We start from the raw sequence: 17,106 nt of genomic DNA on the forward strand, positions 1-17,106 counted from the left end.
CCCTCACGATCCGGCATTACGGCCGGTCGCGAGGGGTGCTTTCTTTTTTTGTCCGGAGAGGGGTGAAGTTCATGCCGTACCCGCCGCAGTTGGAGCGAGGAGCCGTCATAGGAGAGCGATACCGGGTGGAGCGCGTACTCGGGAGCGGCGGAATGGGCCGGGTCTATCTGGCCTCCGACGCCAAGCTTCCGGGCAAATGGTGGGCCGTCAAGGAAACGATGGCCGATACGGCGGATTACGAGCGCATCGAAAATGAGGCGAGGATGCTGACGCGGCTGCGTCACCGCTCCCTGCCGCAGGTGGCGGACTTTTTCGCGCCGGACGCCGAAGGCCGGGTGTTCCTTGTGATGGAGTACATCGAAGGATCGAACCTGGGCGAATACATGGCGCATACGGAGGGGAGGCCGAGCATTCCGTTCGTGCTGGAATTGGCGCTGCGGATCTGCGAGGTGCTCGAATATTTGCACGGTCAGAGTCCTCCGATCGTTTTCCGGGATCTCAAGCCGGGGAACGTCATGATCGGCGGGGACGGTACGGTCCGCCTGATCGATTTCGGGATCGCGAGGAGCGCGGCACCCGAGAAGAACGCCGATACGGTCAAGCTGGGTACGATCGGCTTTGCGGCTCCCGAGCAGTACGAAGGGCGCAGCGATCCGTCAAGCGACCAGTATGCATTGGGAGCGCTCCTGCTTTATCTGTGTACGGGCGGAGCGTTCAGCGAATGGACGCCCGATGCGCAGCGCGCGCTTCGGCCGGACATGCCGCCGACGCTGGTTCCCGCGATCCGCAGGATGCTGAGCTATCGCCGGGAAGAAAGATTCGAAAGCGTCGCGGAGGTCAAAAGACTGATTCGGCCGGATGGGACCGATGAAGAGCACGCCGCATCCGCCGGAAGCTCAGGGGGAGGGACTACCACCGTGGCCGTACTCGGAAATTATCCCGGCTGCGGTTCGACGCATACCGCGATTGCGGCAGCGCATACGCTGGCGAGGGAGGGAGGGCGAACGGCCTTGGTCGAACTCGGCCGAGCGAGCGGAACGTTCGAACGGATCGCGATGGAGTGGGAAGGAGAGCCGCTCAAGGGAAAGCGGACGTTCAGCATCCGTGACGTCGATTATTGGCCGGCGGCGGACCGGGAGCGGCTCGGAGATATTTTCGGACGGGGATATCGGCATATCGTGCTGGATCTGGGGACTTGCGGCAATGCCCGCGACTTCGAAGAGTTTCTTCGGGCGGACATTCCGCTGATCGTGGGCTCGGCAAGCGAGTGGAGAAGCGGCGATTTGATCGCGTTCGCCCACCGCGAGAGCTTGAGGGCGCGTCCGAAATGGATTTATGCGCTGCCGTTCGCGGCCGACAATGCCGTCAAAGACATGCGGAGAAGGCTCGGGCATAAGAAAGTTTATGCGCTGCCGGCGCTGCCGGATCCGTTCGGCGGAAATGCGCGCGAAGCTTTCGAGCCGATTCTCGGCGCTTTATACGGGCGGCAGGCAAGACGATCGTTTATGAAGCTCGGTTTTCGTTAGTCGAGATTTCGGGCGGAGCCGAATCGGAAGGATCGATCGGATACGGCAGGCCCGGCAGGAAACGAAGGGAGAACAATCATGGCAAGAATCAAATTTCGTCAGAGGCAGCGTCTTCTGGCTGCGGCGGCCGGAGCGGCGGCAGTGCTGCTGCTCTGCACGGCGGCGGGAATCGTCTATGTCCGCCATATCGAACATAAATACGAGGCGGACCGAAGCGGTTACGAGCGGCGGATCGCGGAAATGGATGCCGAGAGAGTCCGGGTCTTTACCCTGACGCGGGATATCCGCGCCGGCGAGGAGATCGGAGAAAAGGACCTGACGGAGGTCGAAGCCGTCAAGGCGGCGGTCCCCGAAAATATGCCGACGAGGGAAGAAGCGGTCGGACGTTACGCAAAAGTCGCCCTCGCGAAAAATACGCCGGTCAGCGAATCCGTGCTTTACGAAGGCGAGGCGACGCCGGGAGACCTGCGGAATCAGGAATTCCGGCTGATCGAGCTGCCGACCCGTCTGCAGACCGGCGAATATATGGATGTTCGCGTCAAGTTCCCGACAGGTGAAGACTTCATCGTGCTTTCGAAAAAACGGGCCGAGGACCTGGCTTCCGGCACGGTCTGGGTGCGGATGAACGAGCGCGAAATTTTGACGATGTCTTCGGCGATCGTCGACGCTTATCTGAACGACGCTTCGATCTATGCGGTGACATACGTCGAACCGGGGCTTCAACAGGCTGCGGCGGTTACCTACCCGGCCAACGAGAGCGTGCTCGATCTGATCGAGACCGATCCGAACATCGTCGAACGGGCGAAGACCGAACTGGAACGCCGCATGCGCGAGAAGCTGGAAAGCGGGCTGGATCTGCTGACGCCGGAAGAGATTCAGAAGTATTTGAACAATAAGGCGAATATGACCGTAATCAATCCGGGGACGCAGGACAACTCGCTTCTCTCGCAATCGAATACGGGGAACGACGGTAACGGTAACGCGGCCGAACAGTCTTCCGCCGTCAAGGAAGAAGAACAGGGCTTTACCGACGGTTCGTATGCTGGCGATTGAGGAGGAATCAAAGTGAAAAAAGCTATCTTCATCGGAGATCGCGACAAAACGGACCTGCTGTTCTATCTGGCGAAGACGCTGGCGGGTGCGGAGCGAAAAGTGCTGATCGTGGACGCGACGGCCGGAAAAAGTTATGAGTTCGCTTATCCGGCGTTGGAAGTTCCCGGCGTTCCGCAGGAATACGACGGATTTGAAGTGTGGATTCCCTCGGAGGGCATAGTGCCGGGCGAATACGCCGAATACGACTTCGTCTTGTACGACACCGACGATCCTCGTCTGCTGCCCCGGCTTCCGGAAGCCGATTTTCGGTTCCTGGCGCTCGGCTGCGAGCACACTTCGGTGCGCCGGAGCGTTAGGCTGATGGAAAGCTTTTTCGCGGAACGGCCTCTTTCCGAGCTCTGCCCGTTCCGCAAGCTGTTGATCGAGGGAGCGAGGGAGCCGGGCGAAGCTTACATCAACGAACAATTCGAAGTCTTTCCCATCGATTGGAAAGAGACGTTCGTTTACTATCCGGACGAACGCGATCTGGCCGTCAAAATCGGAAACCAATATGCGGGCCGGCTAAAAATGAAGGGGATTTCCTCGGAAATGAAAAAGGCGATTCAAGGGATTGCCGCCGTGCTGCTCGAAAGCGAAGGACGCGAAACGCGCAAGCTGTGGAAAAAAGCCGAAAGGAGCAAATAGAATGGGACAAATCGCATTTTGGAGCGTGGGGCACGGAACGGGCGTGACTTCCTCCGTCGCGGCCATTGCCTCGCTGATCGGCAGCGAATATCGCATTCGAACGCTGGTCTCGCAGCCTCAGGGAGAGGAGGATACGCTGGAACGGGGATTCTCCCGTTCGATCAATACATACAGCCGGGACCTGGGAACGGATGCCGGAACCGGGCTCGACGCTTTGGTTCGCCTGGCGCGAAGCGGCAAGCTGGAACGGGAGACGGTGAAGAACAACGCGCTGATGATCGAGCGCGGCCGTCTCGACCTGCTCAGCGGGTCGGAGCGGATGAATCGTTTGCAGTTCGAAAATGCCGGCGGGCTGATCAGCGGTATTTATGCCCGGGCGCGGAGTTATTACGACTGCATTCTGCTTGACGTGCAGTCGGGTACCGGCAGCCCGGCAGCCCGCGAAATGCTGGCGAACGCGGATCTGGTCGTCGTCTGCCTCAATCAGAACGCGGGGATGCTGCAGCGTTATTTCGACCGGAGCGGATGGCCGGAAGAGCTTCACGGCAAAAAGCAGATGCTGCTGTTCTCGGGATACGATCGGCGTTCCAAGTATAAAGCTGTCAATATTTTGCGTAAATACGGCAGACGCGAGCCGACGCTGACCGTGCCGTACAACTCCGATTTCCGGGACGCCGTCAACGACGGAGAGATCAAAAGCTTTATCGCCCGCAGCCGCATGCTTGATCGCGGGCACGACAACTATCCGTTTATCGCCGAGGTACGCAGGGCTGCGGAGAAACTGCTGGAAGAGATCGGCGTTGACATCAATCTGAAGCATGCGGATGCGGCGAAGGGAGCCTCGTAAGGCATGGACTGGATAAATCTGCTGCTGATCTTCGTCATTCTGGCCGGGGTTTTGCTGTGGCTGCTGCTCATGCTGCGCAAAAATCCTTCGCTGCGGGATGCGCGCGAAGCGGAAGCGGAGCTGCTTACGATCGAGGCGCTTCAATCTTACGCAACGGCTGCCATCAACGAATTTACCAATGCGAACCTGCTTGATCTCGGTCTGTCGGCGGAAGAGTTCGAACGCCGAAGGAACGTTGTGGCCGAATTGAAAAGTTCGCTCAAAACTTGCAATTCCGGCAGCCTGGCGGACAAGACCTACGTTAAATCCTTCATCGCGGACCTGCTTCTGCGGGGAGCGGCCGTCAGCGAAACGACGATCGATCGCATCCTGCCTTTCGGCGACGCGCGGCTGCTGAGCGACCAGGATAAATTCGATATTCTTCTGCACGTTTATAAGCTCGAACACGGCATGCAGGCACTGAGCGCGTTGATCGAAAGGTATTCCTTGGCCGAGCTCAAATCGGTGATCGAAAACGGCAGTACCGAATCGTACATCATCACGGCCGAGGAAATTCGGGAGATTTACGAGCGGGAAGCGCCGAGACTGTCGTTCGAGGACAAACTGCAGATCGTCGTACAGCGCATCTATCAGCAGTACAAAGGCTTCGGAGCGATCGACGAGCTGCGCGATCAGACGATCGACGGGGTGTCGGGCGGTGTCTCGGGACTTCCGGGGGAGATGCGGGAGATGGAAGATGAAGTCGAGTTGATGCGTTCGATGCGCGAGCCGGGGCCCAGAGGATGCGACAGCGTTTGGATCTTCTATCGGGGGAAGTCCATCCGGCTGGCCTTCCTCGGCTTCGGCAGCGACCTGGAGCTCAAACGGGTGTGCCAGAACATATATAAGTTCGGCAGTCCCGGACAGCTGTCGGAAGCGAAAGCGTATATGGTCAACGAGATGCAGGACGGCTCGCGGGTCGTAGTCGTAAGACCTCCCTTTTCCGAAAGTTGGGCTTTTTTCGTCCGCAAATTCGATCTGCCCAACCTGAGCTTGGAACGCCTGCTGGCTTCCGATCGGGTGACCGGCGCCGAGCTGCCCATGCAAATGCTTGATTACTTGATGAAAGGAGCACAGGTCACGGCAGTGACGGGCGAGCAGGGGTCGGGCAAAACGACCCTGCTGATGGCGATGGTCAAAAGCATTTACGGAACGTTCAATTTACGGATCCAGGAACTTGCCTTCGAACTCCATCTGCGCAGGCTTTACCCGGAGCGCAATACGCTGGCTTTTCGCGAAACGGACAAGATCAGCGGGCAGGAAGGGCTCGATTTGCAGAAAAAAACGGACGGGACGGTCAATATTCTCGGCGAAGTGGCCACCGATCCGGTAGCGGCCTGGGCGGTACAGATGTCCCAGGTCGCCAGTAAGTTCACCGTATTCAGCCACCATGCCAAAACGATGAAAGATTTGATCTGGTCGCTGCGCAACTCGCTGCTCAAGACGGGAACGTTCCAAAACGAACGGATCGCGGAGGAGCAGGTGGCGAGCGTAATCGCTTTCGACGTGCATCTGGAAAAAGAACGGGACGGTACGCGTTATATCCAGCGGCTGACGGAGTGCGTGGTGATCGATCCGGACGAGGAATCTTTTGCCGAGCTTGCCCGGCTGCTGGAGAACGGCGCCGACGAGAATGCGGCTCTCAAGGTGTTGGCCCGCGCCAACCTCGATTATTATCGGCGTTTGACCGGACGGACTTTCGAAGCTCGCAGCATTATCGAATTCCGCGACGGCGCTTATGTTCCGGTAAACCGGCCGACGCCGAGAAAAGTGGAATTGATGGCGGGCAATATGTCGAAGGAAGACGAAGCGGCTTTCCGCGCCTTTCTGGACCGGTATTGGGGGAGTGAAACGGCATGAACGTAAAGCTGTTGATCGTTCTGGCGCTGCTGCTGTATGCCGTGCCCCTGGTACTTTGGATCGTGTTGAAGCTGCGGAAAAAGCAGACGGCAGCCGAAGAAGAGTCGGTGATGAACTGGATGAGCCGGCAGCCGGGTTCAAGAAAGGAAAATCCCGCGCTCAACCGCTTCTATCAGCGCTCATACGTCCGTTCTGCCCAAGTGCCCCTTTTTCGGGGTCAGGTAAAGCGAATTCGCCAGCGGCTGGCTGTCGTCAGCCCTTACGACGAACTGACTCTGCGCAAGGAAACGATGAAAATTACGTATGCCGTTCTGCTGATCGTCGTCGGATTGATTCTGGCGCTGGCTCTCCTCGGCCGGAGCCTTCCGGTCGTGCTGCTGGGAATGATCGGCTGCCTCGTCCTGAACGGCATGCTGATCGACGTGTTCGTTCATCGCGTGGAGAACCGTCTCCTCAGAGATTTTCGCGACTTCCTTGAAGATAATCGGCATCAATTTCAAGCGACGAGGATGACGGATGAAGCCATTTACGAAGCCGCGCAGCTTGCCGATCACGATATGAAGCTGCACGGCGAACGGATTCACGAAGTGCTTACCTCCAAAGACCCGGATCGAAGCCTTGCAGCCTACTATGAAGTCGCGCCGAACCGTTATCTGAAAGTCTTTACCGGGATCGCGCGCATGATTATGGAATACGGAGACAAGACGACGGCCAAGGGTTCGCTTTATCTTCACGCGATCGGAAAATTCGTCCAGGACATCAACTTCGATCTGCTCCGCAGAAGCCGTTTGAGCTATCAGCTGAACAGCTTGACTCTTATCGCGCTGGCGCCGATTTTGCTGTCGTTTCCGCTGCAGCGCTGGGCGGAGAAATACTTTCCGGTCATGGGCGAATTTTATGAGGGGAGAATCGGTTCGGCGTTCAAGCTGATGCTGTACGCGGTGGCCGTCGGGGCTTACGTCCTGATTCGCAAGTTGGCGGAAACGGAGGAATCGCGGTATACCCCGAAGTCCGGAGGCATCCGCTGGGAAAAGAAGCTGTATCACTTCCGCTTCGTCCGTTTTGTCGTGGATCGTTTCGTGCCGCAAAAACATACGAAGACGCATTATCGTTTGTCCAGGCTCATCAAAGAATCGAATTCTCCGCTGATGATCGAATGGTTGACCCTGAGACGCCTGCTGTACGCGCTGCTGACGGCCGTATTCGTAACCGGCATGTTCGTCTCCGCCCACATCAATCAGGTGAACCGGATCTGGAACGCGCCGACCTACGTCAAAGGAGGACTGATGATCGGCCGGATCGACGGAGCCGAGAGAAAGGAGGCGGAACTGCGGACGGAGCTTGACGGACGCATCATGAGGGAGATCGATACCGACCGGAAAGGCTGGGAAGACACGGTGCGAAATCTTGTTCGGGAATCGTCCGGGACGGCGGTCAACGAGATCCGGCAGAACGAAACCGCCGCCCGGATCGTGGAGAAACTCGGCCGCGCGGATAGCGAGTATTTAAGATGGTGGGAACTGTTGATCGCTTTCGCCGCCGGTTTCGGTGCTTACTTCGTTCCGCTCGGAGTCATGATGTTCCAGCGCCGGATTCGCGGTATGGATATGCAAAACGAAGTGGACCAGTTCCGCATGCTGATTTCCATCCTCAGTCAATTCGACCGGATGAGCGTGCAGGTGATCTTGGAGTGGATGGAACGCTTTGCGATCATCTTCAAGCCTGCGCTGCAGCGCTGTCTGCTCGATTACGACGGCGGAGCCGCCGGCGCCATGGCCGTACTGAAAAACGAAGCGCCGTTCCCGCCGTTCGTGCGGATGGTCGAGCGCCTCGAAAACGCGCTGGAACGCATTTCGATTCAGGAAGCGTTCGACGATCTGGAAATGGAACAAGAATATTACCGGGAACAAAAAAAGGAAACGATGGATCGGCTGATCGAAAGCAAATCGAACTGGGGGCGGGATATCGGCTTCGCGCCCGTCATGTTCATGCTCGGCGCCTACATTATCGTTCCGTTCCTCTACGTGTCGTTTATGCAGATGAAAGATCTGATTTCGCAGCTGGGCCAAATTTGAATTCAACGCAAATTCAATTTAAAGGAGACTGTTTATTATGGGAAGCAATGCAACTTCGGGTCTGAAACTGGCGGCGGGGATTTTCCTTACGCTTGCTTTGATTACGACGGTCGTCGTCATTTTCATTTCCTCGCAGGACGCGGCAAAGGAAGGGCAAACGCAGTTTTCCACCATTCAGACGCAGCTGTCGCAGACAAGGTTCAATATTTATGAAAACACGACGCTGTCGGGCAGCCAGGTCATGAACGCCGTTCGCCAGTACAATAACGACGAACAGTTCGGCGTATATGTGCAGACCGGCAAAGGCGGCGCGACTTATTACGGCAGCCAATTCAATCAGACGACCGGCGTCATTACCGGAGAGGGCAAGAACACGAACTTGAGCCCGGCTTTGAACGAAGCGGACAACAACTTTATCAACCCTTCGGGCAAATTCAAATCTTCGATTGTCCGGGACGCCAACAATATGGTTCGAGGCATCGTATTTACGCAGGCCAAGTAGTTCTATTATGCGCGGCAGTTCGCTCTCCCGGCATGTCCGGGGGAGGCGGCTGACCGTTCGGGAGGCCGACATGGACAACGCAAAAAGCTTTATGATGCTGGCGGCCGTCTTTTTGCTGTTTATCGGAGCATGCACCTATGCGGCAGAAGTCGCGCGTACGATCGACGAAGGGACTTCTCTCGTTTACGGCTTGAACGCGGAAGAAGTGCGAAAGGTCAAAACCGTGCTTGACGCGCCCGGAGAAGAAGTGTATTCCGGCGCGCAGGTCGTGCATATGATTCGAAACATCGCCGAAGGCGGAGCCGATATCGAAGTCGAAGGTAGATTGTATGTATGCACAATGGATTACGAAACGTTGGATCCGGCGCAGATCGGCCTGCAGCATAAGTACCGGGCCAGCTATCAAAGGGACGCTTACGGAAACTTGAACAAAATCGTGTTTAGGGGCTAAGACATGAAATACGTAACCGGCATTTTCGCCGCTCTGCTGGCCGTTCTGCTGCTGTTCATGTATCCGCTCTACGAGCAGGCCAGAAGCCAGGACAAATTGGCCAATGCGGTGGTCCAGGGGGCTGCAGTCCGCTTTGTCGACAATGTGCGGACAAAGGGATACATCACGCCGCGAATTTACGAAGAGTTCAATGCGCAGCTTGCCGCGACAGGCAATCAGTATGACGTGGAACTGGAGCATTTGCATAAGAGATACAGTCCGGATTACAGCGATCCTGCCGATCCCGCGACTTTCCGGGGGAGCTTCACTACTTTTTACGACGGATTTTATAATGAGCAGATTCTGCCCGTTCTGTTTCCGGATAACGGCAGGTCTTCGGACGATCCGTCGCGGCGCTATACGATGCAGGTCGGCGATTATATCGGCATCCGGTTGAAAAATGTGAACCGTACCGCGGCGGTACAGCTTTGGGATTTCCTGATGAACGACAATACGGAAGAAAATGCGGCGATTTTGATGAATTACGAAGGAATGGTTCTTAATGAAGATTACTAGCTTCTCGATCATTTTCGTGATGATTTTCTTTCCGATCTTTCGAATCGCTTCCATGCACTTGGACGATCAGGATGAAGCTCTGCGTCTAAGCGGTCGTTACAATGCGATTCTGAAAGAAGCGGTCCGGGACGCCGGATATGTGCTGAACGACACGGCAGAGCAGGATTACCAGCCGGGCTACGGATCAAAAAAGTTTTTTCGCGCCAACAAAGAACGCGCCGTCGATACCTTTTATCGTTCGCTGGCTTTGAATTTCGGAGCGGAGGACGATCCGGTCGCGCTGGGCGCGCTGGCCGGTTATATTCCCGCAATCGCGGTGATCGACTATGACGGGTACTTCATTTACGCCACGGAATCGTTCGTCGATTCTTCGGGGCAGACCCGGTTGAAAGCCGTATGGTCGCCGAAGAAACCGTATGCCTATTCGGACGCGGAGGGGAATACGATTCAGTTTACGCTGGACAGCTTCGTCAAAAGTTACGACAAAGAGACAGCGACCTGGATTCAAGGTTTTCGCGAGGAAATCGCGAGCCGTACGACGATTAAGCTGCTGCAGAACGCGGAAACGTTCGAAAACGTGCGGAGACGCGCGATCGTGAATGCCGTTCAAGACGACTTGGCTTATGCCATTAACCGGCACAATCAATATGCGACCCGTTACGGCATCGATTACGTATTTACGCTTCCCCAAGTGTCGAAAGAGGATTGGGACAACGGTATCGACGATATCGGGATCGCGGTGTTTTTGCAGGGAATTCCGGTAGGGGACCGGTCTTATAACAATTATGCTTTCGGGAGCGGCAGGCTGGTCAGGTCCAAAACGGTATACGGGGCGGTCGATCCGGTCAGCGGCATCCGTTATTATTCACGGGAACCTGCCGAACTGCCGGCTGGAATCGAAGAGACGTTCGAGAGCGAAAAAGAAGCGGCGAGCTCGGGATACTTTCCGATTCGGCGATCCGAAAGCTAGAGTTTAAGCCGGATTTGCCGCCGGAGCGAAGCCGAAGGAGCTTGCGTTTCCGCGTATGCGGGCGGTCGTCATGGGTCGAACGAATGCGGGCGGGGGAACGGCGCAGCGTGAAAAAACGGGGTTCACCCTTTGACCGCGGCTAAGCTTTTTAAAAATTCCAACAGATGCTGCTGCTGATTTCCGTCCATCCGGTCAAACAGTTCGAGGAGCTCGCGTTCTTCTTTTTTCAAAGGATGCTCCAGCAGGTCGTCGACCGGAAGCAGCTCCGAAAGCGGAATTCCCAGCGCGCGGCTGAGACTGCTGAGTGTATTGAGTCTCGGCGAACGCCGATTGCATTCGATATCGCTGATCGAGGATTGAGAAACGTTGGCCCGTTGGGCGAGTTCGACTGAAGACAGATGGCGCGCCTTACGCAAGTAGCGAAGTTTGCTTCCGATGTCCATAAAAAACCGCCTTTCTCTAAGAAGAGATAAATGTCGAGGCTTTCGGACGGGCATTTGCGTTTCGCTAAAAAAGATTGCCCGCAACTAGACTATATACCGAATAAGAGGGCAAAATCTACGTATTTTTTAGCAAAAACCAAAGTCCGGTAAAAAAGCGAACCCAAAAAGCGCAGAGTTTCGGCCGCGGCATGGCGGCGAAAACTCTGCGCTTTTTGAAAATGTCCGGATTCCCGTCAGATTCAAAGAACCTGCTTGGATTTACGGTCGTTTATGTAAGTTCGGACTTGATTCAATCGCGGCTTTGAATGACGAACAGGAGCCCGCTTTCGATGGAGACGGTGCCCGTGAGGCCGGTCAGTTTGTTGCTGACCGCCAGCGACTGGCCCTGTCGCAGCGTGGCGTTTTGCAGCGGATATTCGAACCCTTCCAATGTGACGCCGCTGACTTCCATCGTAGCCGGAATCAAAGAAACGTATGTAAATCCTTGATCTTCGACGGTCAATTGGCTTCCCGTCAGCTGAATGTAGTTATTGTAGTCCCGAATGCTGCAGACGACCTGATGGCGAAGGGCTCGCATCAACAATTGAACGTTGGCGAGCGTATGGTCCATGCGGCCGCCCGTAACGCCGAGCATGACGATTTCCGCGGGCCGCTCATTGAGAGCCAGTTCGAAAGCGAGCTCGGTGTCCGTATAGTTTTTATCCACGGGGTCGCATGAATCGATTCGGCCGCTGCCGGAACGGATGCGCTCGATATCGCCCGGAGAGACCGAATCGAAATCGCCTACGGCGATATCCGGGCGGAGACCGCGATCGATCAGCATAAGGGCGCCGCGGTCGGCTCCGATCAACAGGTCGCCCGGACGGATGTAATCCAAGTACTCGTCGCTCCACAATCCGCCCGAGACAATAATGACGCGTTTGGCGTTCATAAGCATCTCCTTTCTGTTTTGGGATTGATCAGGAAGGGTCCGAAGGCCCCGGCGATCGGATACGCGATCCTGCGGCGGGCCCTGATCACGGACCGGTTCGAGACAAGTTGAGCTTGCTGCTGTCTCTTAAGTATAACGGACGCGAAGCCGTGCTTACAATATGATTTCCGGCAAGTATTTTGCATATTCGTCCGAATTGGCGGCATTTGGCGCGTTTGCTGCGTACAGTTTGCAGGATCGACAAAAAAACGCGCGTTAGGGAAGGGTTAATGGGTTAAAAAATACGTGAGTGCGTCCGGAAGTTCCTTTTGCCAAAATCCCCAAAGGTGTTTGCCTTCTTTTTCGGCATAACGTACCGTCGCTCCCCGATCCAGCAGCAGGTCGCGGGTACGGCGGTTGAGATCGACGAAATCGAACGTGCCGTGATCCGTCTGATATTCATTCTCCTGAAGGCCTACGATCATGTAAATGTCGAGCCATTCCAAATCGGTTTCGCGGGCCACGATCTCCTGCGACTCCCCGTAATAGGCGCCGGAAAGGCTGATCACGCGCGGGAATTCGCGCGGGTAGAGAAGGGAGAGATGCAGCGACATCGAACCGCCGAGCGAATCGCCGGCCAAAACGCGGTCGTCGTCGCGCGCGCGGTACTTCTGCTCGACGAACGGAATAATCTCTTCCATTATGCAGCGGACATAGTTTTGATGCCGTTCTCCGAAAGGAGCGTACTCGGAGGTTCTTTTTTTTACGTCGACCTCGATTCCGACCACGATGAACGGCTCGACTCCTTCGTCGAGAATGAGCTGATTGGCGTAGGTCGCAATGCGTCCGAAATTGAAAAATTCTTCGCCGTCCTGGCAATAGACGACGGGATAGCTCAGCACCTCGTTGTAGCCCGGCGGCAGATAGATGCGAAGCGCTCTTTCTTCATTTAAAAAGCGGCTTGCAATGACTTCTTTCACAATTGTGCGTTTCAAATAGCGGGAATCGGTCATGCGACTTCTCTCCTTTTTTTAAGCGGACGCCCGTTTTGCATGCGCTTTACAGGGCGGCCGGGAATGGGGTAAGATTGGGATGGTGCGGACGAAAAGACCTAAAACGTTCGGGATTCTTTCTGTTGTTACACAAATATTATAAATCTGTTATACATACAAAGAAAGAAGCGTTATAATAAAAGTGCTTATTTTCTTTGACGAATGTATAGAACAGGTGTATAATAATGATATAACAGAGGGACATGATATTCAAATTTTTTATAGAGGTGAAACTAATGAGCAAGGTTCCTTATGAAGTATATACGGAAGAAGTCGAGGCTCTTTCCGTTCTTTCGCCGGATGGCGAAATTGTTAACGAAGCGTTGATGCCAACATTGACCGACGACCAACTGAAAGAAGTTATGCGTCGTATGGTATTTACCCGTACATGGGACGAAAGAGCGATCAATCTGGGCCGTCAGGGCCGTCTCGGTTTCTACGCGCCGGTATCCGGCCAAGAAGCGACGATGGTCGGCAGCGAATTCGCCCTGCAAAAAGAAGACTTCGTATGCCCGGGCTATCGCGACATGCCGCAGCTCGTATGGCACGGCCTTCCGCTGTACCAAGCTTTCCTGTACTCCCGCGGTCATCAGCACGGCGGACAGATTCCGGAAGGCGTTAACGTTCTGATGCCTCAGATCATCATCGGCGCGCAGATCCTGCACGCGATGGGGATCGCCATGGGCTTCAAACTGAAAAAACAAAAACAAGTCGCGATCACTTACACGGGTGACGGCGGTTCGTCCGAAGGCGACTTCTACGAAGGTCTGAACTACGCGGGCGTATTCAAACTCCCGGTTATCTTCTTCGTACAAAACAACGGCTACGCCATCACGACTCCGTTCGCGAAACAGACGGCTGCCCTGTCGATCGCCCACAAAGCGGTTGCCGCAGGCATCAAAGGCGTGAAAATCGACGGCATGGACGTTCTGGCCGTTATCAAAGCGGTTCAGGACGCTGCAGAGCGCGGCCGCAACGGCGAAGGCGCGACGCTGATCGAAGCTTTGACTTACCGCTTCAAGCCGCACTCCCTGTCCGACGATACTTCCAAGTACCGGACGAAAGAAGAGGAAGGACAATGGAGCGAAAAAGATCCGATCCATCGTCTGCAGAAGTACCTGGAGAAAAAAGGGCTTTGGACGGCCGAAGATACGGAACGCGTAAGAGCGGAAGCCAAAGAAACCGTAGCCGAGCAGATCAAAAAAGCCGAGAAAACGGAGAAAATGACCGTTTCCGGACTGATCGACTCGATGTTCGAAACGACGCCTAAGCATCTGGAAGAGCAAAAGGCCGATTTCCAATAATAAACGATTCGGCGGAGCGCCTGCTGCAGGCCGCTCCTCCGAACTCTTTGATCTGCGCATAATGAACGAACGCATATAGAGCAGTATTCCATTGAACGTAACGTTAAGGAGGAAATGTAGCAATGGCACAAATGAATATGAAAGAAGCAATCCGCGACGCGATGCGCGTGGAACTCAAGCGTGACCCTAACGTGCTGATCTTCGGCGAAGACGTAGGTAACGTCGGCGGCGTATTCCGGGTAACGGAAGGTCTGCAAAAAGAATTCGGCGAGGATCGCGTATTCGATACGCCGCTGGCGGAATCCGCGATCGGCGGCATGGCTGTCGGTCTGGGCGTACAGGGCTTCCGCCCGATCGCCGAAATCCAGTTCGTCGGCTTCATCTTCGAAGCGCTCGACCAAATGATCGTTCAAGCGGCGCGCATGCGCTACCGTTCGGGCGGCCGTTACAACTCGCCGATCGTATTCCGCACGCCTTTCGGCGGCGGCGTTAAAGCGGCCGAGCTGCACACCGACGCATTGGAAGGTCTGCTCGTACAGAGCCCGGGCATCAAAGTGGTCGTTCCTTCGAACCCTTACGACGCCAAAGGCCTGCTGATCTCCGCGATCCGCGACAACGATCCGGTCTTCTTCATGGAGCACCTGAACCTGTACCATGCGTTCCGCGCCGAAGTGCCGGAAGGCGAATACACGGTCGAACTTGGCAAAGCGAACGTCGTGCGCGAAGGTTCGGACGTTACGATCATCACTTACGGCATGTGCGTGCACACTTCCGTAAAAGCGGCCGATCAGCTCGAAAAAGAAGGCATCAAAGCCGAAGTTATCGACCTGCGTACGCTCAACCCGCTCGATATCGACACGATCGTGGCTTCGATCAAGAAAACGAACCGCGCCATCGTCGTACAAGAAGCTCAAAAAACAGCCGGCGTAGCGGCAGAGGTTATCGCGCAGATCAACGAAAAAGCGATCCTGCACCTCGAAGCTCCGGTACTGCGCGTGACTCCTCCGGATACGGTTTACGCATTCGCGCAAATCGAAGACGCATGGCTGCCGACTCCTGAGCGCATCGCAACAAGCGTGAAGAAAGTCCTTGAATTCTAATTAGCAGATATCCAGAAGGAGGTAGTGCAACGTGGCAAAGTTTGAATATAAATTCCCTGAACTCGGCGAAGGCCTGCACGAAGGCGAAATCGTCAAAATGCACATTAAAGCCGGAGACAAAGTCACCGACGACGATATCATCATGGAGGTTCAAAACGACAAAGCGGTCGTCGAAGTTCCTTGCCCGGTCAACGGCACGGTACTCGAAGTTCGCGTTGCCGACGGCGAAACCCGCCATGTAGGCGATATCGTCGCAATCATCGAAGCCGAAGGCGAACTGCCGGAAGGAACGGAAACGGCTCCGGGTCCGGAAGCGGACGCGGCTCAAGAGTCGAACGCTGCAGTCGGCGGAGCGGACACAAGCGCCTCGTCTTCGCCGGCAACGGCCGACCCTTCGGCTTCGCAAGGATCTTCGCAGGCTTCGGGCAGCAACAAGTTTGCCTACAAGTTCCCGGAACTGGGCGAAGGCCTGCATGAAGGCGAAATCGTCAAAATGCATATCAAAGCCGGAGACAAAGTTACCGACGACGATATCATCATGGAAGTGCAAAACGACAAAGCGGTCGTCGAAGTGCCTTGTCCGGTTAACGGCACGGTGCTCGAAGTTCGCGTTGCCGACGGCGAAACTCGCCATGTAGGCGACATCGTGGCGATTATCGAAGTGGAAGGCGAACTGCCGGAAGGTTCGGAAGCGATCGAAGAATCCGCTCCTGCAGCCGAAGCGAAGGCTCCGGTGTCCGCTCCTGCGGCGGCTTCGACTTCCGCTGCTCCGAACCGCGAAGTTCTCGCGACTCCTAGCGTGCGTAAATTCGCCCGCGAAGAAGGCGTGGAAATCGGACAGGTTCAAGGTTCGGGCAAGAACGGCAAAATCACTCGCGAAGATGTCGAGAACTTCAAGAAAAACGGCGGACAAGCTCCGGCTGCCGCTGCACCGGCTCCTGCCGCAGCCGCATCGGCCGCTCCTGCAGCCGCGAAATCGGAAGCTCCGGCAAAAGCCGCAGCCTCGGCTCCTGCCGCATCGGCCGCAGCCGCAGACGAAGAGCGCGTGCCGTTCAAGGGCATCCGCAAAGCGATCTCGAACGCGATGGTCAAATCGGCTTACACGGCTCCGCACGTTACGATTATGGACGAAGTCGACGTAACCGAGTTGGTCGCTTTCCGTACCCGCATGAAACCGCTGGCCGAGAAGAAAGGCATCAAGGTTACTTACCTGCCGTTCATCGTCAAGGCTCTGGTTGCCGCGGTACGCGAGTTCCCGGCCCTGAACGCTTCGATCGACGAAGAAGCCAACGAAATCGTCTACAAGAAACACTATGACATCGGTATCGCGACGGACACGGAAAACGGCCTGATCGTTCCGGTCATCAAAGACGCCGACCGCAAGAGCGTGTTCAAGATCGCGGAATCGATCAGCGATCTGGCAAAACGCGGCCGCGACGGCAAGCTTGCTCCGAACGAGATGAGAGGCAGCACGATCTCCATCACGAACATCGGTTCCGCAGGCGGCATGTTCTTCACGCCGATCATTAACTATCCGGAAGTGGCAATCCTCGGAACGGGCCGCATCAGCGAAAAAGCCATCGTAAGAAACGGCGAAATCGTGGCTGCTCCGATGATGGCTCTGTCCCTGAGCTTCGACCACCGTCTCATCGACGGCGCTACTGCACAAAACTGCATGAACTATCTTAAATCCCTGCTCGCTAATCCCGAGCTGATGGTAATGGAGGTATAAACA

The 17,106-nt window shown here is 55.7% G+C and carries 16 protein-coding genes; 13 read left to right on the plus strand and 3 right to left on the minus strand.

The window, feature by feature from the left end:
- Window positions 1–71: 71 nt before the first annotated feature.
- The 10 genes from GYN08_RS04130 (at window position 72) to GYN08_RS04175 (ending at window position 10,562) form a co-directional block, all read left to right on the plus strand.
- The gene (locus GYN08_RS04130) at window positions 72–1,526 is read left to right on the plus strand and encodes a serine/threonine protein kinase (RefSeq protein ID WP_166272738.1); all 1,455 of its coding nucleotides are present in this window, start codon (window positions 72–74) and stop codon (window positions 1,524–1,526) included.
- A gap of 78 nt (window positions 1,527–1,604) precedes the next feature.
- Window positions 1,605–2,579, plus strand: a complete 975-nt coding sequence (locus GYN08_RS04135) for an SAF domain-containing protein (protein WP_166272740.1) — start codon at window positions 1,605–1,607, stop codon at window positions 2,577–2,579.
- A 12-nt stretch (window positions 2,580–2,591) separates the two neighbouring features.
- Window positions 2,592–3,263, plus strand: coding sequence for a hypothetical protein (locus GYN08_RS04140; protein ID WP_166272742.1), 672 nt, complete (start codon window positions 2,592–2,594; stop codon window positions 3,261–3,263).
- A 1-nt stretch (window position 3,264) separates the two neighbouring features.
- Complete coding sequence (locus tag GYN08_RS04145) at window positions 3,265–4,110, plus strand: hypothetical protein (RefSeq protein WP_166272744.1); 846 nt, start codon at window positions 3,265–3,267, stop codon at window positions 4,108–4,110.
- 3 nt (window positions 4,111–4,113) lie between these two features.
- Window positions 4,114–6,009 carry an ATPase, T2SS/T4P/T4SS family gene (locus tag GYN08_RS04150; RefSeq protein WP_166272746.1) on the plus strand — a complete coding sequence of 632 codons (1,896 nt, stop codon included), beginning with the start codon at window positions 4,114–4,116 and terminating at the stop codon, window positions 6,007–6,009.
- Complete coding sequence (locus GYN08_RS04155) at window positions 6,006–8,084, plus strand: hypothetical protein (protein ID WP_166272748.1); 2,079 nt, start codon at window positions 6,006–6,008, stop codon at window positions 8,082–8,084. The genes GYN08_RS04150 and GYN08_RS04155 overlap by 4 nt, the downstream gene beginning before the upstream one ends.
- A 37-nt stretch (window positions 8,085–8,121) precedes the next feature.
- Window positions 8,122–8,586, plus strand: coding sequence for an ABC transporter permease (locus tag GYN08_RS04160; RefSeq protein WP_166272750.1), 465 nt, complete (start codon window positions 8,122–8,124; stop codon window positions 8,584–8,586).
- Window positions 8,587–8,656: 70 nt separating this feature from the next.
- Window positions 8,657–9,037: a hypothetical protein gene (locus tag GYN08_RS04165; RefSeq protein ID WP_166272752.1), complete on the plus strand. Its 381-nt coding sequence runs from the start codon at window positions 8,657–8,659 to the stop codon at window positions 9,035–9,037.
- A gap of 3 nt (window positions 9,038–9,040) precedes the next feature.
- Window positions 9,041–9,592 carry a hypothetical protein gene (locus GYN08_RS04170; RefSeq protein WP_166272754.1) on the plus strand — a complete coding sequence of 184 codons (552 nt, stop codon included), beginning with the start codon at window positions 9,041–9,043 and terminating at the stop codon, window positions 9,590–9,592.
- The gene (locus GYN08_RS04175) at window positions 9,579–10,562 is read left to right on the plus strand and encodes a hypothetical protein (RefSeq protein WP_166272756.1); all 984 of its coding nucleotides are present in this window, start codon (window positions 9,579–9,581) and stop codon (window positions 10,560–10,562) included. The genes GYN08_RS04170 and GYN08_RS04175 overlap by 14 nt, the downstream gene beginning before the upstream one ends.
- A gap of 122 nt (window positions 10,563–10,684) precedes the next feature.
- Here GYN08_RS04175 and GYN08_RS04180 read toward each other — a convergent pair whose 3' ends face one another.
- The 3 genes from GYN08_RS04180 to GYN08_RS04190 all read right to left on the minus strand — a co-directional run bounded on the left by GYN08_RS04180 (window position 10,685) and on the right by GYN08_RS04190 (window position 12,928).
- The gene (locus tag GYN08_RS04180) at window positions 10,685–11,005 is read right to left on the minus strand and encodes a helix-turn-helix domain-containing protein (RefSeq protein WP_166272758.1); all 321 of its coding nucleotides are present in this window, start codon (window positions 11,003–11,005) and stop codon (window positions 10,685–10,687) included.
- 289 nt (window positions 11,006–11,294) lie between these two features.
- On the minus strand, window positions 11,295–11,936 hold the full coding sequence (locus GYN08_RS04185; protein WP_166272760.1) for a thiamine diphosphokinase: 642 nt from the start codon (window positions 11,934–11,936) through the stop codon (window positions 11,295–11,297).
- Window positions 11,937–12,202: 266 nt separating this feature from the next.
- Window positions 12,203–12,928: an alpha/beta hydrolase gene (locus tag GYN08_RS04190; protein WP_166272762.1), complete on the minus strand. Its 726-nt coding sequence runs from the start codon at window positions 12,926–12,928 to the stop codon at window positions 12,203–12,205.
- A 275-nt stretch (window positions 12,929–13,203) separates the two neighbouring features.
- Between GYN08_RS04190 and pdhA the strand changes: the two genes are divergently transcribed.
- From pdhA to GYN08_RS04205, 3 genes are all read left to right on the plus strand, one after another.
- A complete protein-coding gene (gene pdhA, locus GYN08_RS04195) occupies window positions 13,204–14,271 on the plus strand; it encodes a pyruvate dehydrogenase (acetyl-transferring) E1 component subunit alpha (protein ID WP_166272764.1) in 1,068 nt (355 codons plus the stop codon).
- Window positions 14,272–14,393: 122 nt separating this feature from the next.
- Complete coding sequence (locus GYN08_RS04200) at window positions 14,394–15,371, plus strand: alpha-ketoacid dehydrogenase subunit beta (RefSeq protein ID WP_166272766.1); 978 nt, start codon at window positions 14,394–14,396, stop codon at window positions 15,369–15,371.
- 31 nt (window positions 15,372–15,402) lie between these two features.
- Window positions 15,403–17,103, plus strand: coding sequence for a 2-oxo acid dehydrogenase subunit E2 (locus GYN08_RS04205; protein WP_166272768.1), 1,701 nt, complete (start codon window positions 15,403–15,405; stop codon window positions 17,101–17,103).
- Window positions 17,104–17,106: the final 3 nt, after the last annotated feature.

The sequence above is a fragment of the Saccharibacillus alkalitolerans genome (genome assembly GCF_011090185.1).
GTDB classification, from domain to species: Bacteria; Bacillota; Bacilli; order Paenibacillales; family Paenibacillaceae; genus Saccharibacillus; species Saccharibacillus alkalitolerans.